The sequence below is a fragment of the Mycolicibacterium sp. MU0050 genome (assembly GCF_963378085.1).
Classification (GTDB): domain Bacteria; phylum Actinomycetota; class Actinomycetes; order Mycobacteriales; family Mycobacteriaceae; genus Mycobacterium; species Mycobacterium wendilense.
Map to the genome: position 1 here is coordinate 43233 of NZ_OY726395.1, position 25713 is coordinate 68945.

Annotated in this window: 27 protein-coding genes; 21 read left to right on the plus strand and 6 right to left on the minus strand. The window is 69.2% G+C overall.

The features are described from left to right. Window positions 1-15: 15 nt before the first annotated feature. Window positions 16-513 carry an SRPBCC family protein gene (locus R2K23_RS00200; RefSeq protein WP_316513504.1) on the plus strand — a complete coding sequence of 166 codons (498 nt, stop codon included), beginning with the start codon at window positions 16-18 and terminating at the stop codon, window positions 511-513. 30 nt (window positions 514-543) lie between these two features. Here R2K23_RS00200 and mrf read toward each other — a convergent pair whose 3' ends face one another. Continuing rightward, on the minus strand, window positions 544-1749 hold the full coding sequence (mrf, locus tag R2K23_RS00205) for a ribosome hibernation factor-recruiting GTPase MRF (protein ID WP_316513506.1): 1206 nt from the start codon (window positions 1747-1749) through the stop codon (window positions 544-546). 110 nt (window positions 1750-1859) lie between these two features. Here mrf and rpmB point away from each other — a divergent pair, with 110 nt between their 5' ends. Beyond that, complete coding sequence (rpmB, locus tag R2K23_RS00210) at window positions 1860-2096, plus strand: 50S ribosomal protein L28 (protein ID WP_316513508.1); 237 nt, start codon at window positions 1860-1862, stop codon at window positions 2094-2096. Then, window positions 2096-2260, plus strand: a complete 165-nt coding sequence (rpmG, locus tag R2K23_RS00215) for a 50S ribosomal protein L33 (protein ID WP_316513510.1) — start codon at window positions 2096-2098, stop codon at window positions 2258-2260. The genes rpmB and rpmG overlap by 1 nt, the downstream gene beginning before the upstream one ends. 27 nt (window positions 2261-2287) lie before the next feature. On the opposite strand, the gene R2K23_RS00220 is transcribed toward rpmG, so the two are convergent. From R2K23_RS00220 to R2K23_RS00230, 3 genes are all read right to left on the minus strand, one after another. Beyond that, window positions 2288-3640: an NAD(P)H-binding protein gene (locus tag R2K23_RS00220; protein WP_316513512.1), complete on the minus strand. Its 1353-nt coding sequence runs from the start codon at window positions 3638-3640 to the stop codon at window positions 2288-2290. Beyond that, window positions 3637-5001 carry a TIGR01777 family oxidoreductase gene (locus R2K23_RS00225; RefSeq protein ID WP_316513514.1) on the minus strand — a complete coding sequence of 455 codons (1365 nt, stop codon included), beginning with the start codon at window positions 4999-5001 and terminating at the stop codon, window positions 3637-3639. Before R2K23_RS00225 ends, R2K23_RS00220 begins: the two co-directional genes overlap by 4 nt. 224 nt (window positions 5002-5225) lie before the next feature. Continuing rightward, a complete protein-coding gene (locus R2K23_RS00230; protein ID WP_316513515.1) occupies window positions 5226-5699 on the minus strand; it encodes a hypothetical protein in 474 nt (157 codons plus the stop codon). A 177-nt stretch (window positions 5700-5876) separates the two neighbouring features. Here R2K23_RS00230 and R2K23_RS00235 point away from each other — a divergent pair, with 177 nt between their 5' ends. The 3 genes from R2K23_RS00235 to R2K23_RS00245 all read left to right on the plus strand — a co-directional run bounded on the left by R2K23_RS00235 (window position 5877) and on the right by R2K23_RS00245 (window position 9590). Beyond that, complete coding sequence (locus R2K23_RS00235) at window positions 5877-6530, plus strand: response regulator transcription factor (RefSeq protein WP_316513517.1); 654 nt, start codon at window positions 5877-5879, stop codon at window positions 6528-6530. Between the two features lies 1 nt (window position 6531). Beyond that, window positions 6532-7740, plus strand: a complete 1209-nt coding sequence (locus R2K23_RS00240) for a sensor histidine kinase (protein WP_316513518.1) — start codon at window positions 6532-6534, stop codon at window positions 7738-7740. Between the two features lie 80 nt (window positions 7741-7820). Continuing rightward, a complete protein-coding gene (locus R2K23_RS00245) occupies window positions 7821-9590 on the plus strand; it encodes a serine/threonine-protein kinase PknH/PknJ (RefSeq protein ID WP_316513519.1) in 1770 nt (589 codons plus the stop codon). On the opposite strand, the gene R2K23_RS00250 is transcribed toward R2K23_RS00245, so the two are convergent. Then, a complete protein-coding gene (locus tag R2K23_RS00250) occupies window positions 9587-10339 on the minus strand; it encodes a helix-turn-helix domain-containing protein (RefSeq protein ID WP_316513520.1) in 753 nt (250 codons plus the stop codon). The genes R2K23_RS00245 and R2K23_RS00250 overlap by 4 nt on opposite strands. A gap of 141 nt (window positions 10340-10480) precedes the next feature. Here R2K23_RS00250 and R2K23_RS00255 point away from each other — a divergent pair, with 141 nt between their 5' ends. The 6 genes from R2K23_RS00255 to R2K23_RS00280 all read left to right on the plus strand — a co-directional run bounded on the left by R2K23_RS00255 (window position 10481) and on the right by R2K23_RS00280 (window position 14366). Beyond that, window positions 10481-10900, plus strand: a complete 420-nt coding sequence (locus R2K23_RS00255; protein WP_316513521.1) for a WhiB family transcriptional regulator — start codon at window positions 10481-10483, stop codon at window positions 10898-10900. A gap of 10 nt (window positions 10901-10910) precedes the next feature. Further along, window positions 10911-11729, plus strand: coding sequence for a C40 family peptidase (locus tag R2K23_RS00260; RefSeq protein WP_316513522.1), 819 nt, complete (start codon window positions 10911-10913; stop codon window positions 11727-11729). Between the two features lie 50 nt (window positions 11730-11779). Next, window positions 11780-12145: a DUF4226 domain-containing protein gene (locus tag R2K23_RS00265; protein ID WP_316513523.1), complete on the plus strand. Its 366-nt coding sequence runs from the start codon at window positions 11780-11782 to the stop codon at window positions 12143-12145. Window positions 12146-12218: 73 nt separating this feature from the next. Beyond that, complete coding sequence (locus tag R2K23_RS00270) at window positions 12219-13748, plus strand: DUF4226 domain-containing protein (protein WP_316513524.1); 1530 nt, start codon at window positions 12219-12221, stop codon at window positions 13746-13748. Window positions 13749-13758: 10 nt separating this feature from the next. After that, the gene (locus R2K23_RS00275; protein WP_316513525.1) at window positions 13759-14067 is read left to right on the plus strand and encodes a type VII secretion target; all 309 of its coding nucleotides are present in this window, start codon (window positions 13759-13761) and stop codon (window positions 14065-14067) included. Continuing rightward, window positions 14064-14366: a DUF2694 family protein gene (locus R2K23_RS00280; protein ID WP_316513526.1), complete on the plus strand. Its 303-nt coding sequence runs from the start codon at window positions 14064-14066 to the stop codon at window positions 14364-14366. The genes R2K23_RS00275 and R2K23_RS00280 overlap by 4 nt, the downstream gene beginning before the upstream one ends. A gap of 22 nt (window positions 14367-14388) precedes the next feature. Here the strand turns inward: R2K23_RS00280 and R2K23_RS00285 are convergent, their stop codons facing one another. Next, window positions 14389-14532, minus strand: a complete 144-nt coding sequence (locus tag R2K23_RS00285; protein ID WP_316513527.1) for a hypothetical protein — start codon at window positions 14530-14532, stop codon at window positions 14389-14391. A 128-nt stretch (window positions 14533-14660) separates the two neighbouring features. On the opposite strand from R2K23_RS00285, the gene R2K23_RS00290 reads away from it, so the two are divergent. The 9 genes from R2K23_RS00290 (at window position 14661) to R2K23_RS00330 (ending at window position 25680) form a co-directional block, all read left to right on the plus strand. Then, window positions 14661-16106, plus strand: coding sequence for a DUF5631 domain-containing protein (locus R2K23_RS00290; protein WP_316513529.1), 1446 nt, complete (start codon window positions 14661-14663; stop codon window positions 16104-16106). A gap of 82 nt (window positions 16107-16188) precedes the next feature. Beyond that, on the plus strand, window positions 16189-16503 hold the full coding sequence (locus R2K23_RS00295; protein WP_316517550.1) for a DUF2710 family protein: 315 nt from the start codon (window positions 16189-16191) through the stop codon (window positions 16501-16503). 178 nt (window positions 16504-16681) lie between these two features. Further along, a complete protein-coding gene (gene eccB, locus R2K23_RS00300) occupies window positions 16682-18154 on the plus strand; it encodes a type VII secretion protein EccB (protein WP_316513531.1) in 1473 nt (490 codons plus the stop codon). 2 nt (window positions 18155-18156) lie between these two features. After that, window positions 18157-22293, plus strand: a complete 4137-nt coding sequence (eccCa, locus tag R2K23_RS00305) for a type VII secretion protein EccCa (RefSeq protein ID WP_316513532.1) — start codon at window positions 18157-18159, stop codon at window positions 22291-22293. A 64-nt stretch (window positions 22294-22357) separates the two neighbouring features. Next, window positions 22358-22678: a PE family protein gene (locus tag R2K23_RS00310; protein WP_316513533.1), complete on the plus strand. Its 321-nt coding sequence runs from the start codon at window positions 22358-22360 to the stop codon at window positions 22676-22678. A gap of 24 nt (window positions 22679-22702) precedes the next feature. Next, window positions 22703-23914, plus strand: a complete 1212-nt coding sequence (locus tag R2K23_RS00315) for a PPE domain-containing protein (RefSeq protein WP_316513534.1) — start codon at window positions 22703-22705, stop codon at window positions 23912-23914. A gap of 210 nt (window positions 23915-24124) precedes the next feature. Then, a complete protein-coding gene (locus R2K23_RS00320) occupies window positions 24125-24439 on the plus strand; it encodes a hypothetical protein (protein WP_316513535.1) in 315 nt (104 codons plus the stop codon). Window positions 24440-24485: 46 nt separating this feature from the next. Beyond that, complete coding sequence (locus R2K23_RS00325) at window positions 24486-24773, plus strand: hypothetical protein (protein WP_316513536.1); 288 nt, start codon at window positions 24486-24488, stop codon at window positions 24771-24773. A gap of 70 nt (window positions 24774-24843) precedes the next feature. Beyond that, entirely contained in the window at window positions 24844-25680 is an 837-nt protein-coding gene (locus tag R2K23_RS00330) for an ESX secretion-associated protein EspG (RefSeq protein WP_316513537.1), read from the plus strand. The last annotated feature ends 33 nt before the right edge of the window (window positions 25681-25713 follow it).

Below are 25713 nucleotides of genomic sequence, written 5' to 3' on the forward strand. Positions count from 1 at the left end.
GACAGGAGACGCACCATGATCTTGCAGTTGTTCAAGAAGACCAAGGAACTCGACCTCGAACGCACCTACCGGGCCCCCATCGGGACGGTCTGGGACGCGTGGACCAAGCCGGAGATGCTGCAGCAATGGTGGGGACCGGAGAAGACCTCGGTCCCGGAATGCCGCATCGACCTGGCCGTCGGCGGCGAGATCCACATCGTCATGGAGGCCGGGCCGGAAATGGGGAAGTACCAGGGCACCCGCTGGCCGATGGCGGGCGTCTTCACCCGCATCGAGCAACCCTCCCGGCTGACCTACGACGCACGCTCCTGGACCGAGGGTGAGGAAGAGGGCTCGACCATCCTCCACACCAACGATGTCCACCTGACCGAGTCCGACGGCGCCACCACCGTCAAGCTGCATGTGACGATCACCCAGATCGGGCCGAAGGCCAAGATGGCGGCGTTCGGGATGAAGTGGGGCTACAAGGCGCAGCTCGACAAGCTCGAGAAACTCCTTGCCGCCCAACGCTGATCGGGCGCAGGTGCCACCTCGCCGTCGGGTTCAGTCATCCCGCGTCCTGCTCGACGGGTTCACCAGCCGCTCCGATTCCTGGTCCGACTCGCCGGCGTCGCAGGGTTCGACGTGCCAATCGCCGAAAGGGTCCGCGTGGCCGGACCAGCTGTCCGGGTCCGAGAGCTCGGCATCGGTCAACAGCGCGCCACTTAGGCCGGCGAGCACCGCCGTCGGCTCGGCGCCGCAGACCAGGATCACCATCGAGGTGTGCCGGTCGCCGATGACGTCGTCCCACAACAGGTTTGCCAGGGCACGCCGGTCTGGATCGATGTAGGCGCGCTCCGAATCGGACATGGCGGCCAGCCACTTCCCGGCGTCGGAGGTGTGTAAACCGCCACCGGCGGACTCCAGCCACATGACGTGGTCGGGTTGGCTGCTCAGCCACAGCCGCCCCCGGGTGCGGATGACCCCGTCCAGCAGGACGTCGAGCGCCGCGTGCAGGCGTTGCGGGTGAAACGGCCGGCGTGACGCGAACTCGATGATCTGCACGGCGCCGGCGGCCTCTAGTGGGGGCGCCCCGGCGAGCAACCAGGCGTGGGCGTCCGAAATGTGGCCGCGCCGCGAGTTGCCGTCGAGACTCGCCAGTGCGGACTCCAGGCGATCGGTGTTGAGCACGGTCGCCGCGTTCGGGTTGAGCCGTTGCAACACGGCCGCTGCTTCCCGCGGCGCGGGTTCGTCGAGCAGCAGGACGTCGGCGAACTCGGCCTGGCCGACGACGACCTGCGCAACCGTTCGTCCGTCGGGTAACGCGTCATCCCCGAGCGCCTGCGTCAGCCACGGGGCGGCTTCCGCGCAGTTCACCACGCCGGCGATCATCACGTCGGCGGCGGCCGGCCCGACGGGGTAGCCGGGGCCGATCTGAACACGAACATGGTTGATGGCGAAGCAGATGGGCTCGGGTTCCAACCATGGCGCCAACCGCACGGCAATGCGGGCCACGTCGCCGCGGTGATGCAGTGTCCGCAGGAGAAACAGCAGGTCATTGCGGATGGTGCAGGACACGCAACCGTGCGCGAGTTCAAGTATTTCGTCGACTTTCAGCACCACGTGCCGCTGCAGCCGGGCAACGGTTCGCCGCACGAAGTGTCCTTCCAGGTGATGTTCGACCATCACCGTGCCCGGTTGTCGCAGCAGCGCATCCGTCGCGCCGGCGGTGTCGCCCTGGCCTGTCACGAGGATCACTGGAGTACGCATCCACACCCTTAATGAAAACGATTGTCATTTACCACCGGGCCACGTTACAGTCGCGGGCAGCGCTTGTCGAAAATCATTTTCATTAGTTGTCGATACGGAAGGACGTACATATGTCGGCTCGCTGTCAAGTCACGGGGCGCAGCGTCGGTTTCGGAAACGCGGTATCGCATTCGCACCGTCGTACCCGGCGTCGGTGGAACCCGAATATCCAGACCAAGACGTACTACCTGCCCGCCGAGGGGCGCCGCGTCACTTTGCGGGTCAGCGCCAAGGGGATCAAGGTCATCGACCGCGACGGCATCGATGCCGTCGTCGCGCGGTTGCGGCGGCACGGGGAGCGGATCTGATGGCGCGCACTGATATTCGGCCCATCGTCAAGCTGCGATCCACGGCGGGCACCGGCTACACCTACGTGACGCGGAAGAACCGGCGTAACGATCCCGATCGGTTGGTCCTGCGCAAGTATGACCCGGTGCTCCGGCGCCACGTCGAGTTCCGCGAGGAGCGCTGAGGGCCAAGGAGTTCAGAAACCTGCCGCTCAGCCCTTGCCGCCTGCGGAGACGCTGCGGAGCATCCGGTTGAGTACGCGGCCGCGCAGCGGCAGCGCCCCGTGCCAACACAGCTGACCGGCAAGGCCTTTCGGCACGACGACGGTGTGTTGCTCCACCCGGGTCGCGTGTGCGCCCCGCGGCTGTAACCGGTACTCGATCCACGCGCGGGCGGGCAACCGCCGCGCCGACCGCAGTCGGAGCAGGTGCGGTTGCTCATCCTGCTCGACGCGCCAGGCTCCGGTGCGCGCTCTGCTCGCGATGTCGGCCCACACCTGCTCGACGGGCCGGGACACGTCCAGACCCCGGTCGTCGGTGTACACGGTCCCGCCGGCCCAGGCCGGGTCCGACGGCAGCGGATCCGCCGGCGCATCGACGGGAGACGCGCCGGCCCAGGAGGTTTCGACGTTGCCGCTGCGGGACGCGGCCAACGCGCGTGCCACCGCGTCGCGGTAACCGGTGGTCCCGCCGGGCGGGGGCGGGATCACCGCGTCGATGTCCTTCTCGGAGGTGATCGCGTCGGTGGTCAGCGATTCGATCAGCGCCCGGCCCAGCCCGGTCGGGATCGGTGTGACCAACCCGATCCACAGCCCGGCCAGCTTGGGGGTGAGCAGCGGAAGCACCAGAATCCGGCGTCGCCGAAGACCGGCCAGCTCGGCGTAGACCTGCATCATCTCGCCGTAGCGCAAGATGTCCGGGCCGCCGATGTCGTACGCGCGGCTCTGTGCCAACGGCGCGGTGGCGGCCGCAACCAGGTAGTGCAACACGTCGCTCACCGCGATCGGCTGAATCCGATTGTTGACCCAGCGCGGGGTCGTCATCACCGGGAGCCGGTCGCTGAGGTGCCGAATCATCTCGAAAGAGGCTGACCCCGAACCGATCACGACGCCAGCCTGCAACACCATGGTCGGGACACCGGAACGCTGCAGGATGTCGGCGACCTGCCCGCGCGAGCGCAGGTGCTTGGACACCTCCGGGGACTCCGGCTGCAGACCGCCCAAGTACACGATGCGGCCCACCCCGGCGTCGAACGCCGCGTCGGCGACGTGCTGGGCGCTGCGACGTTCGACATCCTCGAAGTCGCCGTCGCCGCCCATCGAGTGGACGAGGTAGTACGCGACGTCGACGTCCTCGCAGGCCCGCCGAACGGAGCCCGGATCGGTCAGGTCACCCTGGACCACCTCGACGTCCTCGGCCCAGGCGGTGTTCCGGATCTTCTCCGGTGTGCGCACGAGCACCCGAACCCGGTGGCCGGCGTCGAGTAACCGCGGTACCAACCGCGCGCCGATGTAGCCGGTGGCGCCGGTGACCAGGATGCGCAGGGGCGCGTCGCCGGGCTTCATGCCGCGCTCCGCTGGTGACCGAGTTGGTGGCGCAGACAATCCTCGAGGTCGACCCGGCGGAACCGATGACCCGCGTCCAGCAGCCGTTGTGGGACGACGCGCTGGTTGGCCTCGGCCAACTCGCGGGCGCCCTGCTCGCCGAGCAGCAACCGCGGACCGAGGCTAGGCACCGGCAGCATCGCCGGCCGCCGCAGGACCGCCGCGAGCACCTCGGTGTACTGCGCGTTGCGCGTCGGATCGGGGGCGACGGCGTTGACCGGCCCCGACAGCACCGGGTCGACGAGCGCACGGTGGTAGATGTCGATGAGGTCGTCCAGGTCGATCCAGGACAGCCACTGCCGTCCGCTGCCCAGCCGGCCGCCGAGTCCGGCAGCGAAGAGCGGACGCAGCAGCCGTAACGTGCCGCCGCGCGGCGTCTGCACGATGCCGGTGCGCACGTTGACCACCCGCACGCCCGCCGCGGCGGCCGGTGCGGTGGCCGCCTCCCAGTCGGCGACCACATCGGCGAGGAATCCGTCTCCGCGGGAGGCACTTTCGTCCAGCGTCCCGTCGCCGCGGTCATGGCCGTAGATGCCGATGGCCGAGGCGCACACAAACACCGCCGGCCCGTCGTCGGTGGCGGCCGCGCGTTCGGCCAGCAGCCGCGTGGGTTCGATCCGGCTGGCCCGCACCGCCGACTTGTGGGCATCGGTGAACCGGCCCGCGATCGACGCGCCGGCCAGATGGATCACCGCGTCGACCCCGTCGAGCAGATCGGGTGCGGGGCGCTCGGGATCCCAGCGCCGTTCGTCGGTGTCGCGAGCCTCGCGGCGGACCAACCGGATCACCCGGAAGCCGCCGGTGCTCAGGAAGGCGGCCAGCGCGCTGCCCACCAACCCGGAGGCTCCGGTGAGCGCGACGGTTCCGGCCCCCACGCCGCGTTCGGCCCGCCAGCGGTGGGCGGCGATGTCCTCGGCGAGTTGGCGGTGCCGGAACTGGAACATCTGCCGCAACAGTCGTTCGGGAACCGCCGTGTCGACGCGGTCGGTCAGCCGGGTGCGCTCGCCGGCCAGCGCATCGAAGCGGTGCTCGTGACGCCACGAGCCGGCCAACTTGGTGGGCCAGGACCGCACGTCGGGCTGGGCGAGTTCGTCGACGAACCGGGCGGGCGGGTCGAAGTCCGCGGGCTGGTGATCGGACACCAGCCGCAGACCGCCCGGCGCGCTGAGCACCGCCTGCCCGTCGGCCAGCGAGCCGGCCTCGGCGACGATGCCCACCGGCTGCCACGGGGGCAGCAGCCGCGCCAACGCGCCGGCCCGGCTGTGCCAGGCGAACACGTCATCGCGCGCTGCGTCGATGATGCTGCTGTATTGGATTGCCACAGGACCTCCGTCGGACTCGGCTACCGAAAGGGATTCGGAGCCGCGGCGCCTTCGGACGGGTCGGCCGAGCCGACTGACGGTGAAGACACGTCAGCCGGGTACCCCGCCGGGCAGGTCGTCAAGCCCGGCGCCGACCTGCACAGGGCCCGTGCCGTGGTGGACCCCGGACGCGCCGAGACCCTCCCCGCTGGGCGGAGAGGGTCTCGGGCAGGGGCGGTTGCAGGTCAGGCCCGCGTGGCCTTGCGGCCGGACGCCCGGGTCTCGGACGCCTTGGCGCGGGTCTCCGAGGCCTTGGCGCGGGTCTCGGAGGTCTTGGCCTTCGGCATGACCGAGGCCAGCTCCGGGGCCGGGGTCACGCTGGCCAGCTTGGCGCGGGGCATGACCGAGGCCAGCGCCGCCTTCGGCATCACCGACGCCAACTCGGGGGCCGGCGCGACGCTCGCCAGTGCCGCCTTCGGCATGACGGAGGCCAGCTCCGGGGCGGGGGCGACGGTGGCCAGCTTGCCGGCATCGTCCACCGAGGCCAACGCCGCCTTGCAGCATTCCTGCACCGAGGCCAGCGCGCCGCCGTCGTGGGTGGGGTCGGTGTCGGCGTTGGCGATGCCGGCCAGGCCGACCGCGGCCGCACCGAGGATTCCGGCCGACACGGCGGGGATGGCGAGGTAGCTGGTGAACCGGCGGATGATCTGAGTGCTCATGTGAATTCTCCTGTGTGAGTGTTTGTTTGGCTTTGCCGTTCCGGTGTGCTCCGGTACGAGACAAACTCTGCCGCCTGGGCGCGGCGGTGTCTGTCGGGCGAACGGCCTGTGCGGGGGATGAATCCGATGTCCCCCGAACGGGGGACAGGCGGTGTTTGCTTTGGAAAGCTATGCGCCATGGTTGGCGCGGAAGGATCCGAGAAGGTTCGCGTCGTGGTGGCCGACGATCACCCGCTGTTTCGGGAGGGCGTCGTGCGCGCGCTCACCTCGAGCGGCACCGTCGACGTCGTGGCCGAAGCCGACAACGGCGCGTCCGCCCTGGAGCTGATCAGGACCCACCTACCGGCTGTCGCGCTGCTCGACTACCGCATGCCGGACATGGATGGCGCGCAGGTCGCCGCCGCGGTCCGGCGCGACGAGCTGCCCACCCGGGTGTTGTTGGTATCGGCGCACGACGAGGCCCCGATCGTGTACGAGGCGCTCGAGCAGGGGGCTGCCGGCTTCCTGTCCAAGGAGTCGACCCGCGCCGAGATCGTCGACGCCGTGCACAACTGCGCCCGCGGCCGCGACGTGCTGGCGCCCGCCCTGGCCGGCGGGTTGGCGGGCGAGATCCGGCGCCGCAGAGAGCCCGACGGTCCGGTGCTCAGTCCGCGCGAGCGCGAGGTGCTGGGGCTCATCGCGGCCGGCCGCAGCATCCCGGCGATGGCCGAGGAGCTCTATTTGGCGCCGTCGACGGTCAAGACCCACGTGCAGCGGTTGTACGAGAAGCTCGGCGTCGGTGACCGGGCCGCCGCGGTCGCCGAGGCCATGCGGCGCAGATTGCTCGAATAGCGTGCTGGACTCCCCGGCTCGCGTCGTCGAGCACCTTGCTGCCGAACCGGTCCGCGTGTGGGCATGCCTGCGGCTCCCGCTGATCGCCCTGATGTTGTTGCGGATTTATGTTGCCGGCGTAGAGCATTGGCTGCCCGTCGTGTACGGCGTGGTGCTCGCGGTGTATTGCGGTGCGGCGGTCGCATGGTTGGTGTTCGTGCTGCGCCGACCGGTGCCGCGCTGGGCGCCGTGGGTGTCGGCGGCCATCGACGCGGTCGCGGTGCTGGCGTTGTGCGTGGCGTCCGGGGGAGCCACCGCGGAGTTGCTGCCGTTGTTTCTGGTGCTGCCGATCTCGGTGGCGTTCCAGGACCGTCCGGCGTTGACGGCGATACTGGGAATCAGCACGGCGGTCGGCTATCTGGCGGTGTGGCTGATCTTCTCGCTTCGCGAGGACGGGGTCGAGATGACGCGCGTGGTCTACATCCAGTTCGGTTTCCTGCTGTGGCTCGCGGCGGCGACGAGCGCGTTGTGCCTGGTCCTCACCCGGCGGTCGCAGCGCGTGGTGGCGTTGATGGAGGTGCGGCGGCGGCTGATGTCGGAGGCGGCGCGCGCGGAGGAACGGCAGAACCGCGAGCTGGCCGAGCATTTGCACGACGGGCCGCTGCAGACCCTGCTGGCCGCCCGGTTGGAGGTCGACGAGCTGCGCGAGCGGATGCCCGATCCGGCGCTGGACATGGTGCACGCCGCGCTGCAGGAGACCGCCGCGGGCATGCGCTCGACGGTCACCGCGCTGCATCCGCAGGTGCTGGCCCAGCTCGGCCTGACCGCGGCTGTTCGAGAGCTGGTGCGCCAGTACGACAGTCGGGGCGACTTCATCGTGGAGGCAGAGCTCGAGGACGTCGGCCGGCCCGCGCGTCAGGCCTTGCTGTACCGGGCGGCGCGGGAACTGCTGAACAACGTCAGCAAGCACGCGGCCGCCACGGTGGTCCGGGTGCGACTGCGCCGCAGCGGAACCCGCGTCGTGCTGTCGATCAGCGACGACGGCGCCGGCTTCGACCCGGCCATCGTCGAGCAGCGCGTCGCCGAGGGCCACATTGGGTTGGCGTCGCTGTTGGTGCGCATCGATGCGCTGGGCGGGTCGATGGACGTCGACTCCGCGGACGGCCGGGGGACGACCATCACCGTGACCTCACCCGCTGAGGCCATGGCCGAGCCGGCACCGTCGGCGTGAGTGTCAGTGCTTCCCATGGCGGACGACTCCCGTATCTTGGCTGAGATGCTGGTCCTGACGACGCTCGGCGGCGGTGGCTGATGCTCGCGCCGGGGCAGACGGTGGCCGGATACCGCGTCGAACGGGTACTGGGCGTCGGCGGCATGGGTGTGGTCTACCTGGTGGCCAACCCGGAGTTACCCCGGCGCGACGCGTTGAAGGTGCTCTCCGCCGAGTTGTCGCAGGACGCGGACTTTCGGGCGCGTTTCACCCGCGAGGCCGAGGTGGCCTCGATGCTGGACCACCCCAACATCACCTCGATCTACCGGCGCGGCACCACCGAGGACGGTCAGCTGTGGATCGCGATGCAGTTCATCGACGGCACCGACGCCGACGCCGCGTTGCGCGCCGGGACCATGACGCCGCACCGCGCCGTGCACATCGTCACCGAGGTCGGCAAGGCCCTCGATTACGCGCACCAACGCAACGTGGTGCACCGCGACGTCAAGCCGGCCAACTTCCTGTTGTCCGGGCCGGTGGGGCCGAATGAACGAGTCCTGCTGTGCGACTTCGGGATCGCCCGCGCCCTCGACGATGCCGGGATCACCGTCACCGGGTCGGTGACGGCAACGGTGGCCTATGCCGCGCCGGAGGTGCTCACGGGGCGAGCGGTCGACGGTCGGTCCGACATCTACTCGCTGGGCTGCGCGCTGTTCCGGTTGTTGACCGGCAAACCGCCGTATCACGATTCGGCGAGTGCGGCTGCGGTGATGAACGCGCATCTGCGCCAGGATCCGCCGCGGGTCACCGACCTGGTGCCGGGGTTGCCGCGCGCCCTCGACGCGGTGATCGCCCGCGCGATGGCTAAGGACCCGGCCAAGAGATACCGCAGCGCCGCGGACTTTTCCGGCGCCGCGGTGGCCGCTCTCGACGAGCGGACCGTCCCCGCGCCGCAGCGCCGGTTCACGCCTGCGGCTCCGGTGCCGCCGCCCGGCCAGGCGCCGCCGCCCGCCCAGACTGTGCCTCCGCCGTCCGCTCCGGCTCCGCCCCCCGGCGGATGGGCGCCGCACTATCCGCAGTACCAACCGGCACCGGCCGCTCCCGTGCGTCGCGGCTGGGTGTTGGGTGCGATCGCGGGGGTGGTCGTCCTGGTGGCCGCGGGAATCGTCGGCATCACCGCGCTGTCCGACCGGGGCGGGGCCGACGCGCCGCCGCCCACCGCGACCACCTCGGCAACGTCGCCGAGCGCCACGACCACGACGACCACGACGACGCGCCCGCCCGGGCCCCCGGTGGCCGCCTCGGCGCTGGCCGGTCTGCTCATCTCGCCCGAGGAACTCGCGAATCTGGCCGGCGCCGCGGGCATCACCGTCACCGCGAGCGCCCCGATGCTCTCCGACGATTCGGGGGCCGTGGACAGGAAGGACTGCGTGGGCGCCTGGGTTCCGGTGCAGCGCACCGTGTATGGCGAGCAGGGCTGGAATGCGGCGGAGCAGCAGATGTCGCGCAGTGCGAACGAGGGTCCGCCCAGCCACACCGTCACGCAGGCCGTCGTCTCGTTCGCCGACGCCGCGGCTGCGGAGGCCTCGGTGGGGCAGCAGTCCGAGCAATGGTCCGGGTGCGCGGGACAGGTGATCACCGCGACCATGCCGGACAGCTCGGAAACGGTGCGCTACACGTTGGGGTCGCCCAGTACCGAGGACGGCGTGGTCCGCATGCGCGAGACCCGCGAAGGCGGCAACGGCTGGGGATGTGAGCGCGCGATCGGAGCGCGCAACAACGTCGTCGCCGACACCATGGTGTGCCGCTACGACCCGGCGGGGCAGGCAGTGGCGATCGCACGGGCCATCCTCGACCGGGTGCCGGCCTAATCCCGGTCGCGCTCCACGTGCGCGACGAACGCCCGGATCCGGTCGACGGTGTTCGGCGGCAACGCCGCGGCGCCGTTGCGGACGTCCCACATCTGTTCCACCGAGATGCCCAGCAGTCCGGCGATCACGGGTTCGGGCAGCCCCGACCGCGCGCACGCCCGGTCGAGTTGGGCGCCCAGGCTGTCGGCCAGCCGGTCCAACAGGGTGCGCCGGATGTCCTCCAGCGCCCGGACGTGCCGCAGCAGCGCTTCGCCGGAATCCGCCTCCGCACCCACCGCGACGCGCCACGAGTTGGCCGCCAGTTGTTCGGCCTTGAGGCACTGCGCGATGACCGAACGTACGACGTTTTCGTATCCGGAATCGGAGGGGGACGGCAGGCGATCGATGACGGTCTTCAGCGCCTCCAGCTGGGCTTCGGCGTAGCCCTCGAACACCGCGGCGTCCGTTCCGCGTTCGACGATCACCTGAGGGGTTTCCCGGCGCGAGATCCGCGGTGACTGCTCGGTGAGCACCTGGGCGATCTCGGCCCGCGCATCGGGGGCGACGAGCAGCCGTGCGTAGGTTCCCGGTGGTAGACCGAGGCCGTTTTCCACCTTCTGAACTGTGCTTTTGTGGGGTTTGCGGGCACCGCGCTCGAGGTAGCTCAAGCCCATCACGCTGACGCCGGTGGCCTCGGCGAGGTCGGCCAGCGACCAGTCTCGGGACTCGCGGACGGACCGCAACGCCGCGCCGGCGGCCTCGCGGCTCACCAGAACGCTCCCGCCATGGGTGAATCGTATACACAGACCCGCAGCAACGGATCCATATACGTTTCCATCTCCGTTTGCTTGCGAATTCGGCAGGGATACGTATACGCTTCCGTCACGTTTTCCGATGGGAGGAGCTGACCCATGAACCACAATCCCTGTGCCGACGATCCCGATCTGTGGTTCGGCTACCCCGACGACGACGGCGCCGACGGCGCGGCCAAGGCGCGCAGCTACGAATCGGCGGCACTGGAAGCGCGGACGCTCTGCCTGCGCCGCTGCCCGCTCGCCCAACAGCGGCTGTGCGCCGGGCGTGCCGTCGAACACGGGGTGGAGTTCGGCGTGTGGGCCGGAATCAAGCTGCCGGGCAACCAGTACCGCAAACGCGGTGAGCTCCAGCGGGCCCACGAACTGCTGCGCCGGATCGCAGCCGGCGAGATCAACGCGCGTCAGCTGCCCGAGAACGCGGCGCTGCTCGAGCGCAGGCAGCACCAGGCGATCCCCACGGTGGCCACCGTCTTCCATCTGAGTCACCCCGTCGGCGGCGCCGTCACCGCGGCCTGAAGGCCGGGCCATGACGGAGTTGGACGCCCTGGCCCGCGCGCATCGACTCTTCGCGGCAACCGCGGCGGTGACCGACCGGGGACTCCGCCCGCCCGAGCGCGCGCCGGCGGTCGTCGTCGGCGGCGGGCAATTCATCGAGCGGTATGCGCAGGACGCGCAGCGCGCCACCGCGGTTTCGCGGGCGGCCGCGCAGACCGACCGGGCCCTGACCGCGGTGATCGCCGATGCCCGGCGTGACCACGCCGACGGATTCACCCACACCCGACGGGTGCTCGAGGCGGCGCGCGCCGACACCCGCATCCCCACCGACTCGCCCGTGGCGCAACGAGAAGCGCTGCGCCGCAGCATCGCCAGGTTGCGCGCTCAACACGGGCATGTCAGCGCCGCGCGCCGCCGCGCCGCGTTGCGGCTGGCCATCCTGCGGGCGTTGCGATACCGAGCGCGGCGACGAGCGCTCCTGGCGGGTGGGCACAAGCTGGCACCGACCGATGGCCGGGCAGCTGTGGCGGTGCGGGCCGCGTTGTCCCGACTGGGCCGCCCGTACGTCTGGGGAGCAACGGGACCGGATCGGTTCGACTGCTCCGGGTTGATGCAGTGGGCGTACCGGCAGGCCGGAGTGGGGATCGGCCGCACCACCTACGACCAGATCGACGACGGCGTGGCGGTCCCCCGATCCCACGTCCGCCCGGGTGATCTGGTCTTTCCGCACTCCGGGCACGTGCAGATGGCGATCGGCAACGGCATGGTCGTCGAGGCGCCGTACTCCGGAGCGACGGTCAAGATCAGCCCGCTGGGGCAGGACGTGGTGATCCGGCGGCCGCTGCCGTAGCGAGCGCGCGGTGAATTGTTGCCGGCGCGGTGCGCGAGTAACTTGAGGGCATGGCTGAGTCCGGAGGGCAGGCGGTGTCCGCGATGGATGCCCGCCAGACGGCTCTGCTGGCCCGCCACAGCGCAGTCGCCAGCGCCGATCGGGCGTTGGCCGCGATCGTCGCCGACGCGCACGCGGCCACCGTGGCGGCGCGGAAACGGTTGGACGACATCGAATCCGAAGTCGAGGCGCTGGTCGCGAACCAGGACGAGTTCGCGCTGGACACCCCCGCGGGCATGCGGGCCGCGCATCGCCTGCTGGCCACCAAACTGCGTGAGATCCACACCGTGGTGGCCGACGCCGTCGCCGACGCCGAGGCCAAGACAGCGGTGCTCAAAGAGATGGTGGCGCACTACGACTCCGGTCGCGCCGAGTAGTCCACCGAACCGCCAGAGGTGAATTGTCGGCCCGCAGGGCCGTGCGTACTGTCCGCGATATGGAGGCAGTCCGGTGACGAACCCCAGCGAATTCCAGGCGGTCGTCAAGCAGTTGCGGGACAGCACCGGTGATCCGAACGCCTGGATGAGCGGGTTGTCGCAGGCAGATATCGGGACGGCGCTGCTCTACGGCCTGGGCGGCGACCACCACGCCCTGGCGCCGATCGTCGCCAAGATCCGCGCCAACCACCCCGCGGTGTTCGGCCCGGCGACCGCGCCGTCGGCGCCGCCGGATCCATCGGGGGACCCGCCGCAGACCGGCGCCGCAGCCACCGCCATCAAGAAGGCTGAAAGCGATCTGGCGCAGCAGAATTCGTCGACCGCGACACTGGACCTGATGGTGATTTCGGCAATCCTGAACGCCCACGCCACCAGCAGCGCGGGTGCCGAGACGCTACGCGCGTTGCAGCACGAGATCGACGACGCGGTCCGCACCCGGACGGACCTGGACACCCCGGCCGGTGCGCGGGATTTCCAGCGGTTCCTGATCGGCAAGCTGCGCCACATCGCCAGGGTGATCGAGGAAACCAGCCTCGACGACCGCTCCAAGGCCGCACTGGCCACCGCCTGGACCGCGCTCTACGAGTCGACCAAACGGGTCGAGGGTGCCGCCGGGGACGCAAACCCGGAAAACGCCGCAGGTGCAGCAGCACCGAAGAAACCTGTCTTCGCGCCGACAACCACGCCCGCCCCGGCGGCTGCGGCACCGTCGGACCTGTTGCCGTACGGAGCCGATCTGCCCCTCGATCTCGGCCCGGACCCGTTGGCGGGACTGCTCCCGCCGCCCGCCCCCGCGGCGCCGCCGGCTGTGGCGCCGGCGCCCGCGCCGCAGCTCCCGTTGTCGGTGCCGCCGTTGCCCGCGGCCCCGACGCTGCCCGCCGCCGGATCCTTCGGCGGCGCGCCGAGCGGGTTGCCGTTGCCGCGCCCCGGGGATCTCGGCGGTCCGGCGGGCGAGGGCCGCCTGACCCTCGCGGACCTGTTGGCCGCCGAGGACGCGGCGCTGGCCGAACCGGCGTTGAAGCCCGACGCCGAGGACGACGTCGTCGAGGGGAAGCCGGGTGCGGACGGAAAGGATCCCGGCGCGCCCACCGAGGAAGAGGGCGGACCGGACGCCCCGGCAGCCGAACCCGAATCGTCGGTGGTGAAACTGCCCGGCGGGGAACAGATTCACGCGCCCAGCCCGGCGCTGGCGCGGGTCCTGGGCGCGGCGCTGGCGGGCACGCCCATCGGGGAGGCGTTCCAGCGTGAGGATCTCCCCATCCCGGCGCCCGGGACGCCGGTACCGCACCCGGTGGATCCGGCTCGCGTCGGCACCGGCGACGTCGCGATGTTCACCGACCGGCACGCGCTGGCCATCGACGCGGCCAGGGCGCTGATCGACGGGCAGATCCGACCGGTCTCCGCCATCAGCGGCCCCAGTTTCCTAGGCTGGTTGCATCCCCCGGCCGTCGGCGCTGAGACGGCGCCCTCGGCGACCACGCCGAACGGTTCGAATACGCCCGCACCGACCCGTCCGGCCGCGGCGGCCGGGCCCGCACGATAGGAAGTAGCTGATGCAGATCAACGTCGACCTCGACAACCTTCGTGTGGCCGCAACGCAGCACGCCCGGGCCGCCGAGCAGTTGCGTGTCGTGCCGGAGAACCACCATGAGATCCAGCAGAGCCTGGATTCGTTGGGGCCGATCTTTGCCGACCTGCGCGAAGCCGGCCGCGAGCTGCTGGAGCAACGGCGAGCCTGTTACGAGCAGCAGGCCGACGACCACGTGGAGATGGCGCGGTATCTCGAGCATGCGGCCGCCGGCTGGGAGGCCGGCGAACAGGACGCGGTGCAGCAGATCCGCGCGGTCCGGGACGAGCAGTGACCACCGAACCGGACCCGGACTTCGACGCGGTCCACCCCAGCGGACACATTCTGTTCCGCAGCTGTCGGGGCGGCTACCTGCACAGCGTGGTGCTGACGGAGCCGGCGCTGGCCACCGATGCGCAGACGCTGGCCGAGGCCATCCTCCGGACAGCGGACGTGTCCTACCTCAAGGCGCTGATGGAGGTGCGGAGCGAGATCATCGCCGCGGGCCACACGCCGTCCGACGGGGTTCCCGGCCCCGAGGAGCTGGTGCACGCGATCGAGCAGTTGCGTGAGCACAAGCTCGCCACCGAGTAGCGCCCGAACGGGCGAACTCGGGTCAGTGCACCCATTTCTGGACCGTGCCAGGCGGCGGCACGATGGTGGCGGGCGGTTCGACGGGATGGTCGCCGAACAGCTCCCGCGCTTGGGCGAGCAGCGTCCGCACCTCGTCCAACTGCTGCTGAAGCAGCGAATCTGCCATGGCCGCGACGTTACCCAGGCTCATCGACCCGCACAATTCAGTTGTCGAAAACTGTGAAGTGACCGCCGCCGGTACGCCAGTACGATTGCCGGGTGGCGATCTTCGGTCGAAGAACAGCGCGCCAGCGCATGCGCAGGGCAACGGAACAGTCCCTGTCGATTCCGGCATTCCGGACGCCGATGGACTGCACGCCGTGGGTACTCGGCGGCCTGTGGCCGGCCGAACTCAACCAACCGGCCCCCGAAACCGCCTCCCTGGCAGAGTATCTGCGCAATGACCTGCACCGCATCGCGGATTCCGCCAATCAGAAGCTGCGTGAAATCGGTGAGGCGGCCCTGCCGGAGCCGATCCGGCAGGCCGAGGAGGCCAGGGTCATCAACGTGGCCCGCGCCTTCGCGGTGCTACGCGTGGAGTCGACCATCCGGCATCTGCGCCAGGAACCCTTGGGTTTTCAGCCCGAGTATCTGAGCCTCGGGGTGGTGCCCGAGGAGCCCACCCGGGTGGTCCGTCGCGATCAACCGGAGCCCACCGTCGTCATCGAACACGAGGACCCGGCCCACCGCGCCCCGGTCGGGCGGACGGACGCGGTCACGCCCGAGCCGCCGGCGCCACCTGGCGTGGTCGAAATGGCCTGGGCCGACGGGGAACCGGTCGCCGACGCTGTTGAAACCCCGAGCCCAAGCCCCGCAGTCGCCCCGGCCCAGGAGCAGGTTCGGGGCGCGGAGGAGGTCACGCCTGTGACCCCCGATCCGGCGGCGACCTCTTCGGATCTCGCCACCCCGCCGGCGTTCCCGGCGGCAGCATCGCCGGCCCAGTCGGCACCGCCGAAACCCCGGCCCGATCCCGCCGCGCCGGCAGCACCGTCACGCCCGGCGCCGGCACGCGCTCCGGGCGGACCGCGGCACGCGAAGAACCCCGTGGGTTCGCAGGTCGAATCGGCCGACAGCCGGTTGCGGCGGTTGCTGACGTATGTAGCTCGTCAGGAGCCGGGTCTGGCGTGGGCGGTGGGAGACCGGGCCGACGGGTCCACGGTGCTGGTGACCGATGTCGCGCACGGATGGATCCCGCCCGGGGTGAAGCTGCCCGCGGGCGTGGAATTGCTGCTCCCGCAACGCCGTCGGGGAAACCTCACCAATCTCATGGGCCCCACTGGCCGTAGCTTGACTTATCGCCCGGGCGACGCGTTCGCCCCGATGACCGAACTCGACGTCACCGTGCCGTCCGCAGAAGTCCGCCGAGCGGAAGTGGTGCCGGACCTCGGCTGGCAGCTCACGGAGGCCACCCACTGGCGCGACGGCCTGCCCCGGATGGTGCACACCATGGCCAAGGCCGGCGCGGCCGGCACCGGTGTCGTCGACGCCGAACTCGACGTGCTGCGGGTGCATCTCGATACCGCTCGCTACCAGCTGTTTTCGCAGTACCCCGACATCAACGACCGGTTGTTCTGCAACTGTCTGCTGCTTGCCGCGACCGAGGCGATCGCGGTCGGCGACCAGGACGCCGCGAACTATCATTTTGCCTGGTACCTCGAGATGACGACCGCCGGCGCCGGCAGCTGGGGGCAACAGCCCTAGTCCTGGGCTCGCCGGGGGTTCGCGGGAGGCTTTGCTACGTTGTGAATTGACGTTGCTGGCTGCGCCTCCCATACTGTCATTCGTGGTGGGGCCCAGAGGCGCGGAGGAAAGCGCCGACAAGGTTCTCGTCGAAGCAGTTCTCCGCGAGTTGAGTGACGCCGCTGACAAATGGGAAGCGCTCGTGGAAGAGGCCGAGCGGATCACGTTCGCTGTTGATTTGGGGGATATTCATGCGGTTGCCAACGCCGACGGAAAACTCGTGGAACTGAGCCTGCATCCTCGGGCCACCGAGTACTCACACGTCGAGCTGGCCGAGCGACTCAACCTGGCATTCGGGGTGCTTCGAGACGAAGCGGTGGCCGACAACGCGGCCCGGTACGGCGGCACCCTGCACTGATGGGCACCCAACGCGACACGCACCGCGCTGGCGTGCGGCCCGGAGCCAGGCTCCGGGCCGACAAATTGGTGTCATGCAAGGGGTCCGGACGCCGATATCGTGAATGGGCAGCCGGACAGCCAACGACGGGGGATTCGGCGACAGGGGACGCGGGCCATCCGCCGAAAGGACTTCCACCGTGCCGCTGAATTTGTCCAACCGGGACCAGAATTCAGGCCACCTCTTCTACAACAGGCGGCTGAAGGCGGCCATCACCAGGTTCTCCGTGCGGATGAAGCACGACGACCGCAAACAGCATGCCGCGCTGGCCCTTTCGATCGTCTTCGTCCTCATCGGCGTCGGTTGGATGGTGCTGCTCAACGTGTTGAAACCGGCCGGCCTGGTCGGCGAGTCCGCCATCATCGGCAACCGGGACACCGGGGCGGTCTACGCCAAGATCGACGGCCGGTTGTATCCGGCGCTGAATCTGACCTCCGCGCGGTTGGCCACCGGGTCCAACTCCGCCCCCGCGTGGGTGAAGTCCGCCGAGATCGACAAGTACCCGACGGGCCCGCGGATCGGCATCCCCGGCGCCCCGGAGGACCTGGCTGTCACCGGTGGCGGGGTTTCGGCGTGGTCGGTGTGTGACACCGCCGCGGCGCGCAACACCGTCGCCGGCCCGGTGGTGACGTCGATCGCCGGGCAATTGTCGCGGTCCGGGCGTGCCGCGCCGATGGGCTCGGACCAGGCGGTCCTGGCCACCCACGGCGGCGCCACCTACATCCTCTGGAACGGACACCGGTCGCGGATCGACCCGCGGGACCGCTCGCTGACGTTCAACCTGGGCCTCGACCCGGGTAAGACCTATCCGGTGGCGATGTCCAACGCGCTGTTCGACGCGTTACCGGCCACCGAACCGATTGTCGTGCCGGGAATTCCGGAGCTTGGCCGGCCGTCGCGGTGGCTGCCCGACACCCCCGTCGGCACCGTGCTGCAAAGCAAGGACGCGGCCGGCACGGTCAGTGGCTTCTACGTCCTGTTGCCCGGCGGTGTGCAACAGATCAGCCCGTTCGTCGCGGATCTGCTGCGGACCGCCGTCTCGCAGACCTCGGCCGCGCCGCTGCTGGTTCCCCCGGACAAGCTGGTCGGCATCCCCGACGTCGACGTCCTCAACATCGACTACTACCCGACTGCCCGGCTGAACTTCATTGACACCGAGGCGAACCCGGTGACCTGCGTGAGCTGGGAGAAGATGTCGACCGACCGCCAGGCGACCGTGACGGTGTTCAACGGCAGGGGGCTGCCGGTGTCGCCGAGCATGGACTCGCGGCTGGTCAAGCTCGTACGCGACGACCGCCACCCGGATTCGGTGGTCGCCAATCAGACGCTGCTGCTGCCCGGCGCCCCCAACTTCGTGGCCACCACCAGCGGGGTGGTCACCTCCGACACCAGGGAAAGCCTCTACTGGATCTCCCCGCAGGGGGTCCGGTACGGAATCAGCTGGGATGAACAGACTTTGAAGGCCGTCGGACTGAATCCGGGCGCCGCCGTGCAGGCGCCGTGGCCGATCGTCCGGACCTTCGCGTCGGGCCCGGCGATCAGTCGAGACGACGCATTGCTGGTCAGGGACACCCTGCCCAGCGGGGGCACAGCCGCGCGGGTGGGAGGATAATCATGTCCAAGAGGGGTTTCGTACGCGCACCGCGCAAACCGGCACCAACGGTGCCGCCGGCGCGCGTCGCGGTCAATCCGCCGCTGGAATTGCCCGAGCGCGAGCCGCGGAACATCCTGTTGATGATCGCGATTCCAGCACTGCTGGTGGCCATCATCGGCACCCTCATCGTGATGTACACCTCCGGCGCGCGGTCCATGCGGGGCGGCTTCTTCCCGATGATCGGGCTGGTCGCGTTCGCGGCGATGATGTTCAGTGGGCGGTTCGGTCGCGGCCGCAAGATGACCTGGGGGGAGCAGGAGAAGCAGCGCCGGATCTACCTGCGGCAGTTGGATGAGGACCGCGACGAGATCCAGCGCGCCGCGCAGGATCAACGGCGATCCCAGCTATTCGTCCACGGGGACCCGCAGCAGTTGGACACGGTGATCGGCGGACCACGGATGTGGGAGCGCCGCAACACCGACGACGACTTCCTCGATGTCCGGCTCGGGATCGGAATTCAGCAATCCAACGAATCCGCCGTCTCGTTGCAATGGCCCGAGGTGCCCGTCGGTGAGGAACTCGAACCGGTGACCGGGCGCGCGCTGCGCGACTTCATCCTGGAACAGAGCAAGATTCGCGGCATCGGCAAGGTGCTGAGCCTGCGGTCGAAACCCGGCTTCAGCTTCCTCGGCTCCGACATGGACGAGCTGCACGGCCTGATGCGTGCGGTGCTGTGCTCGTTGGCGGTGTACCACAGCCCAGGCGACCTGAAGATCATGGTGGTCACCCGGCATCCCGAAGCCTGGCAATGGCTGGTGTGGTTGCCCCACAACCAGCACGACGAGATGTTCGACGCGTGTGGGCTGCGCCGGCTGGTGTTCACCTCCCCGATGGACCTCGAGGTGGCGCTGGACTCCGAACTGCACCGCAAGGGCCGCGGGCCGTGGGCCCCGCCGTCGGGAAGCAGTCCGTTGGCGATGCCGTCGCCGATGGAAACCCCGGGCGCCGGCGCCCTCGGCCCGCACTGGGTGATCATCGATGACGCCGTGGGAACCCCCGAGCAGTGGGAGGGCATCACCGGCCAGAAGGGCATGGCGGGAATCACGGTGCTGCGGTTGGCCACCCGCCCCGGCGTCGGCGTGGGCTTCGCCGAGGAGGACGAACGGTTCGAGCTGCGCGAGGGGCGGTTGCGGCACCGCGACGCCTTCTACGCCGTCGCCGACATGCTGGCCGAGAGCACGGCGGATCGCTACGCGCGGGCCATCGCCCGCTGGTCCCCGACCACCGCCGGCGAGCTCTCCCAGACCGACAGCCAGGGCGGGGAGCTGCTGCGGCTGCTGGGCATCGACGATCCCCGCAAGATCGAGGTGGATCGGCTGTGGGCCGAACGGCGCGGGCGCGGGGACCCGAAATGGGGCATGGTCCCGGTGGGTGTCCGACCCAGCGGTGAACTCGAGCACATCATCCTGCGCGCCAAGGACTTCGGCGGGTACGGGTTTCACTCGGTGGTGATCGGCACCTCCGGCTCCGGCAAGTCGGAGTACTTCCTGTCGCTGTGCAACGGCATCGCGCTGACGCACTCGCCGGAGACCTTCATCATCATCTTCGTCGACATGAAGTTCGAGTCCGCAGCCCAGGACCTCGAGGGGCTGCCGCACGTGGCCGGCTCGCTGTCGAACCTCGGTAAGGACGATCGGCACCTGGCCGAGCGGATGCGCAAGGCCATCAACGGCGAGATCGCCCGCCGGTACCGGCTTTTCAAGGAGGCCGGTGCCCGCGACGCCAACGAGTACGAGGAGATGCGGCTGGCCGGCCGCGACCTGGAACCCGTCCCGATCCTGCTGGTCATCATCGACGAGTACCTGGAACTGTTCCACCACCACCAGGACTGGATCGACCTGGTAATCCACATCGGGCAGGAGGGCCGCGGCTGTAACGTCTTCTTCACCCTCGGTGGGCAGCGCCTCGACCTGTCGTCGCTGAGCAAGGCCAAGAGCAACATCGCCTTCCGGGTCGCGCTGCGGGCGGAGACCGCCGAGGACTCCCGCGACGTCATCGGCAGCGATGCCGCGCTGCACCTACCCTCGCAGCAGAACGGGTATGCCCTGCTGAAGGTCGGGCCGCGCGACCTCGAGCAGTTCCGCTGCTTTTACGTGTCCGCGCCGTACGTGCTGCCCAAGAAGGCCAGTACGGCGGGCAAGACCGTCGACCTCAGCTTCCGCCAACCGCGCGCGCTGACCTGGGAGTACCAACCGTTGTCGGATGAGGACAACGCGGCGCTGGCGGTCATGGACGAGCCGGAGGAACCCGACGAGTTCCTCTATCACGCCGACGGTTTCAAGAAGAAGAAGCTGCTGGAGGTCATCCGCGACTCGCTCCTGGCCCACCCCGCCCGGCCGCCGCATCAGATCTGGCTGCCGCCGCTGGAGGAGTCCGAGTGCGCGGACGCGTTGGTCCAGCGCTTCCGGGGCCGGCCCTGGCACGTCGACTACGGGCAGAACCCCGGGCTGGTGATCCCGGTGGGCATCGTCGACATTCCCGAGGATCACGAGCAGCGGGTTCATGTGCTGGACGTGGAGATGGACAACGTCATGGTGGTGGGCACCGCCCAGCGGGGCAAGTCCTCAACGCTGATGACGTTGATGATGTCGGCATCGTTGATGTACCGGCCGGAACGGGTGACGTTCTTCTGTATCGGGGCGACGCTCTACGCGGTCGAAGACCTCCCACACGTCGCCGGAGTCGTCAGTGTGACTGACACCGAGGGAGTTTCGCGCACCATTGCCACGCTCGAGGGCCTGATCCGGGCCCGCGAGGCGGCGTTCAAGCACTACCAGATCGACATCTCCGAGTTCCGGGCGCGACGGTTCGGCGCGGCCGGGGGCGGCGGCACGGACCCGGACGACAAGTTCGGCGACGTGTTCCTGGTGGTGGACAACTTCGGTGACCTCTACGAGAAGGACATGGCGCTGGGGGACCGGGTGATCGCGCTGGCGCGGCAGGGCCTGTCCTACGGCGTGCACGTGATGACGAGCGCGACCAGCTGGCTGGTCGGACAGCGCCAGGCCCTGGTCGGAGTCTCGAACGCCCGCATCGAACTGCGGCTCAGCAACCCCGACGAGACCGCCATGAACAGCGGGATCGAGCATCGCAAGGCCGCTCGCCGGGTTCTGGACCGTCCGGGATTCGGCATCACCAAGACCAGTCACGAACTGCTGGTGGGCATTCCGGAGATCACCGGCCCCAACGGTGAGCGGGTGGGGACTCGGCAGGTCGGGCGGGTCATCGCCGGAGTGACGGGGGCCGATCGGGTTGAGCAGCTGGTTCGGCTGCCGGACCGCATCGAGTTGGGCGAGATCGTCACCGCCCACCGGGACCTGCCGGCGTCCGTCGACCCGTGGAGCATTCCCTTCGCGCTCGGGGAAACTGCGTTGCAGCCGGTCAGTCTGCAGACCCGGGTGACGCCGAACCTGCTGGTGGTCGGTCGGCAGGGCTGCGGCAAGACCTCGACGCTGGCAGCCATAGGGCAGTCGATCATGGCGACGCTGTCACCCGAGCAGGCCCAGATCGTCATCATCGACCCCAAAACCAGCCTGATCGGCAAGGTCCAGGGGCCGCACGTCCGGGCCTACGCCTATACCGCCGACGATGTGGATCAGATGCTCGAGTCGCTCGCCGCGGAGCTGCAGGACCGGCTGCCGCCGTCGGGACTCAGTCAGGAGGAGTTGCTGACCCGCACCAGCTGGGAGGGCCCGCACTACTTCGTGCTGATCGACGACGAACAGGAACTGCGGCCCAACGGCGCGGTGTTGGGGAAGCCAGCCGCCGTCGGTCCGCTGCTTCCGCTCATCGAACGCAGCCGTGAAATCGGCCTGCACGTGATCGCGTCCCGTTTGCCAGGAAACTGGGCCGGAGCATCGGCGATGAATCCGCTGCTGCAGCGCCTGACGAGTTCCCGTACGCCGACGCTGTTCATGGACAACGACCCCACCTCGGTCCGGGTCTATGCCCGGATCCCCGCCCAGCAACTGCCACCCGGCCGCGGGCAACTGGTGTCCACCGAGGGCGAGATCGAGGGAATTTTGGTGGGCCACCCCGAGCCCGGGCCACCCACCTCAGCAGAAATTGTGTCAGCACCAGCTCCGGACAGGCCTTAGTATCAGTCAATACCCCAGTTGACGGTGCCGGGGAGGGCCCGAGCAACAACAGAGAGGTAACACCATGACGAATCCGCTACTCCAGGTCACGCCATCCACGGTCGGGCTGTCCTCGGCCACCGAGGCGGGCATCACCGCGGCTCAAGGGGCCAGTGCGGGCGCAGCGTCGGCGGCCCTGGTGGGCATCCTGGAAATGGCCGGCGACGTGACGTCGATCGCCTTCGCCAATGCCTTGCGGGCTGCCGGCGCCGCGTACGTCGGGGCCATCGCGGAACACACCGCGCAGCGCGGCATGTTTGCCGGAGCGCAAGGCATCGCGGGCACCACCTTCGAGGCCGTCGAGGTCGGTCAGCGGGCGGCGCTTGCGTTGCGGACAGCGCTCTAGCGTGCGCGTGCGTAGCGAGGTGTCATGATCGATCCGGGATGGGCGCTGCGGACGCCCGAGCAGAACGATTTGCTGCTCAAGGCCGCGCCAGGGGGTCTCCCGAGTATGAGCGCGGCCCTGGCCGCCTACACCGCCGAGATGGCGTCCACCGAAGCTGCCGCTGGGATGTCGACCGCCAACATGGTCGGGCTCAACGCCGGTTTCCAGGGCGCGGCCAGCCTGGCCTCGACGGCGACGACCACCGGCCTGAACACGGTGGCGCATCTGTTGTTCGGCTGGCTCGCGGAGAAGCCGCCGATCATTTCAACCGCCGTCAGTGCGTTCACCACCGCCTATTCGACAATGGTGCCGGCCGCGCTGTGCATCACCAACCGCGAGGAATGGGCGATGTATTGCGCGCTGAACGCCGTGATCCCGGTGTTCGGCATCCCGATCGCCGAACGGGACCTCGAGTATTACGGCGGCTTCTGGCCCAACAATGCCCGCACCGGCGCAACCTACGCGGCCACGTTGACCTCATTGATGCCGGCGCTGGCGATCCCGCCGCCGCTCACCCCGCAGAACGCCGCGCCCGCTATGCCGGCCGCGGCGGCCACCGCGGTCGCCGAGACGGCGGCCACCACGGCCGCCGGTGACGCGATGCGGGCCTCGAGCGAAGCGGCCGGTCAGGTGGCCTCGACGGGCAGCAACGGGGCGGGCTCGTTCATGGACGTTGCGCAACAGGCGCTTGGGCCAGCCCAGAAGGCCTTCGAGACCGTGCCGAAGGCCTTCGAGGGAATCCTCGGTGCGCCAACGTCTTTCATGCAGCCGGCGATGTCGGCCGTGCAGGGTTTGACCGGGATGTTCGGGGGTTCGATGGGCGGGGCGAACGCGGCCTCGGCCGCGGAGGCGATCCGTCCCACGGGCGCGGGTGGCGTGCCGGGCGCCGGTTTGGGCGCCCTGAGCGGCGGTGGTGGCGGCGGTGGTGCCGCGGCTCCGGGCTCGGCGCAGGGTCTGACGAGCTATGTGCGCCCGTCCAGCGGCTTTGCGCCGGAGAACGGTGGACGGGCAACCGGATTGCGCACCCCAGGCCTGCTGCCTGCCGGGGACATGCGCGCGCCCGCCATGGCCGCGGGCGGCGGTGCCATGCCGCTGGGTCCGGCCGGCATGTTGGCGCGTTCGCAGGACGAGGGTGGTCAGGAACAGGTGACCCGGGCGCGCATCGTGACGGAAGGGGACCGAACCGACCGGGATTAGCTGCCAGTGCCCACCGGCGTGCGGGTTGGAGGCTGGTTGTGTCGAGTTCCCTTTATTAGCAATGGTCACAACGGTATCGGCCGGTCCAATGGGCCGTTACACTCCAGCGGTCAAGATTTGCTAATTGGTGAAGTGACACCGGCTCGAATGCCCTTAGACTCACAACCAAGTCCCCACGCAGCGGGGGGAATCCAACAGAGAGGGACACAAATGCCATCGGAGCAGATCAATGTCGATTCGGAGTTTCTGCGTGACACCAAGTCCGCGGTGGTGACGGCGATGGAGCACAGCACCCAGCTGAGTACCGACTGCGTCCACCTGATCGAGAACGTGGTGGGCTCGCGAGCCTTCACAGGTGATGCAGCCAACATGGCGAATATCACGATCGCTGAGATCAACAACGATTTATCGAAAATCCTTGAGCACGGCCGACTCCTCGCCGAACACCTCGGCAAGACCGCCGACGTCATGGAGGCAAACGAAGGCGAGTCCGCCGACCTGTTTCGGGGCGTAAGCGGCGGATAGCCCTGGCGGATCTACAGAACCTTACTCACCTAGAAGGAGAATTCTCATGGAGATGCGTTACAACATTCCTCAGATCATGGATGCCGGCGACGGCGTGAACCGGAATGCGGCGGGCTTGCTCGACAACCAAGGCGATGTCGAGAATCGGTTCGCCATCCTGCTCGGGTCCGGGATGTTCGACGGTGACAACTCGTTCAACTTCGGCGACCACCAGGCCCAATTCATGCAGGCGTTCAAGCACTTGATCCAAACCGTCGAGCAGTTCTCGAGAACTGTGCACACGGTTGCTGCCAATACGCAGGCCCAGGACGCAATGCTGGCTTCGGGCCTCTGAGCCGACTTGTTCACCCGGTGGGGTGCGTGCTGTGGCGCGCACCCCACCGTATGTCCGGGGGAGAAATTTCATGCTGACCACCACGGTGGACGGATTGCTTGTCCTGCAGGTGATTTCGGGGATCGAGGTGCTCGCACCCGAGCTGGGGCTGCGCCCGCACCTGCCCAGCGTCGAAACCAAGCAGGCCGCACTCGAGCACCCGATGGCCGCCGAACTGCGCGAGCAGGGTGTCATCGACGAGCAGGGCGTCGTCGACGCTCCGGTGCTGGAATGGCTGACCGTGATCGCGCGCCGCGACGTGGCGCTGCTGATCCATGCCGTGACACCGGACCACGACGGCCTGCCGCGGCGGGTGTTGTTGGCGCGCTATGCGCAATGGTGGGTGACCATCGAGCGCACTGAGCATCTGATCCGGATCGGCCCCGCCGGGATGGCAACGGCCGAGGGCGCGGCCAGCAGCATCGTCGCCGACCAGATCGACAGACTTTGCGGGACAAACGCTCCCGCCCAATTGCGTCCGGTCACGTTGGAGGCCGATGCGCTCGTGGCCACCGTCCGTGACCGCGACACCCTGCGCCGGCACCTGATGGACCTCGCGCTGGATGCCGACCAGATCCGACTTCTCATGCTCGCCGGCGACCCCAGCCGCTCCGCCCAGGCATCGATCGTGGCGGTGCAGTCGGGCGTGGAGACCGGGACGCCCACCCGCGCGGTCCTCAGCACTGCGTCGGCCGCCATCGTCGACACTCCGGAAGGCCGCGTGGTGTACGAAACCGTGCAGCGCGACGGCAAGAAATGGTTCATCGTCAGCCCCGGCTCGGCGAAAGTCATCGCGACCGCCGTGGGGCAGCTCCTGCGGTGCCTGCCCGCCAGCGATGACTGGTATTCGTACCGAAAGGTTGTGTAAGTGAGTACCCCCGCGCGCGTGTTAGCGTCAAAA

Bases quoted from the DNA above. Each gene is read 5' to 3' on its own strand.
- R2K23_RS00200 (WP_316513504.1), top strand. From the start codon at position 16: ATGATCTTGCAGTTGTTCAAGAAGACCAAGGAACTCGACCTCGAACGC.
- mrf (WP_316513506.1), bottom strand. From the start codon at position 1,749: ATGCGTACTCCAGTGATCCTCGTGACAGGCCAGGGCGACACCGCCGGC.
- rpmB (WP_316513508.1), top strand. From the start codon at position 1,860: ATGTCGGCTCGCTGTCAAGTCACGGGGCGCAGCGTCGGTTTCGGAAAC.
- rpmG (WP_316513510.1), top strand. From the start codon at position 2,096: ATGGCGCGCACTGATATTCGGCCCATCGTCAAGCTGCGATCCACGGCG.
- R2K23_RS00220 (WP_316513512.1), bottom strand. From the start codon at position 3,640: ATGAAGCCCGGCGACGCGCCCCTGCGCATCCTGGTCACCGGCGCCACC.
- R2K23_RS00230 (WP_316513515.1), bottom strand. From the start codon at position 5,699: ATGAGCACTCAGATCATCCGCCGGTTCACCAGCTACCTCGCCATCCCC.
- R2K23_RS00235 (WP_316513517.1), top strand. From the start codon at position 5,877: ATGGTTGGCGCGGAAGGATCCGAGAAGGTTCGCGTCGTGGTGGCCGAC.
- R2K23_RS00245 (WP_316513519.1), top strand. From the start codon at position 7,821: ATGCTCGCGCCGGGGCAGACGGTGGCCGGATACCGCGTCGAACGGGTA.
- R2K23_RS00255 (WP_316513521.1), top strand. From the start codon at position 10,481: ATGAACCACAATCCCTGTGCCGACGATCCCGATCTGTGGTTCGGCTAC.
- R2K23_RS00260 (WP_316513522.1), top strand. From the start codon at position 10,911: ATGACGGAGTTGGACGCCCTGGCCCGCGCGCATCGACTCTTCGCGGCA.
- R2K23_RS00265 (WP_316513523.1), top strand. From the start codon at position 11,780: ATGGCTGAGTCCGGAGGGCAGGCGGTGTCCGCGATGGATGCCCGCCAG.
- R2K23_RS00275 (WP_316513525.1), top strand. From the start codon at position 13,759: ATGCAGATCAACGTCGACCTCGACAACCTTCGTGTGGCCGCAACGCAG.
- R2K23_RS00285 (WP_316513527.1), bottom strand. From the start codon at position 14,532: ATGGCAGATTCGCTGCTTCAGCAGCAGTTGGACGAGGTGCGGACGCTG.
- R2K23_RS00290 (WP_316513529.1), top strand. From the start codon at position 14,661: ATGCGCAGGGCAACGGAACAGTCCCTGTCGATTCCGGCATTCCGGACG.
- eccCa (WP_316513532.1), top strand. From the start codon at position 18,157: ATGTCCAAGAGGGGTTTCGTACGCGCACCGCGCAAACCGGCACCAACG.
- R2K23_RS00310 (WP_316513533.1), top strand. From the start codon at position 22,358: ATGACGAATCCGCTACTCCAGGTCACGCCATCCACGGTCGGGCTGTCC.
- R2K23_RS00315 (WP_316513534.1), top strand. From the start codon at position 22,703: ATGATCGATCCGGGATGGGCGCTGCGGACGCCCGAGCAGAACGATTTG.
- R2K23_RS00320 (WP_316513535.1), top strand. From the start codon at position 24,125: ATGCCATCGGAGCAGATCAATGTCGATTCGGAGTTTCTGCGTGACACC.
- R2K23_RS00325 (WP_316513536.1), top strand. From the start codon at position 24,486: ATGGAGATGCGTTACAACATTCCTCAGATCATGGATGCCGGCGACGGC.
- R2K23_RS00330 (WP_316513537.1), top strand. From the start codon at position 24,844: ATGCTGACCACCACGGTGGACGGATTGCTTGTCCTGCAGGTGATTTCG.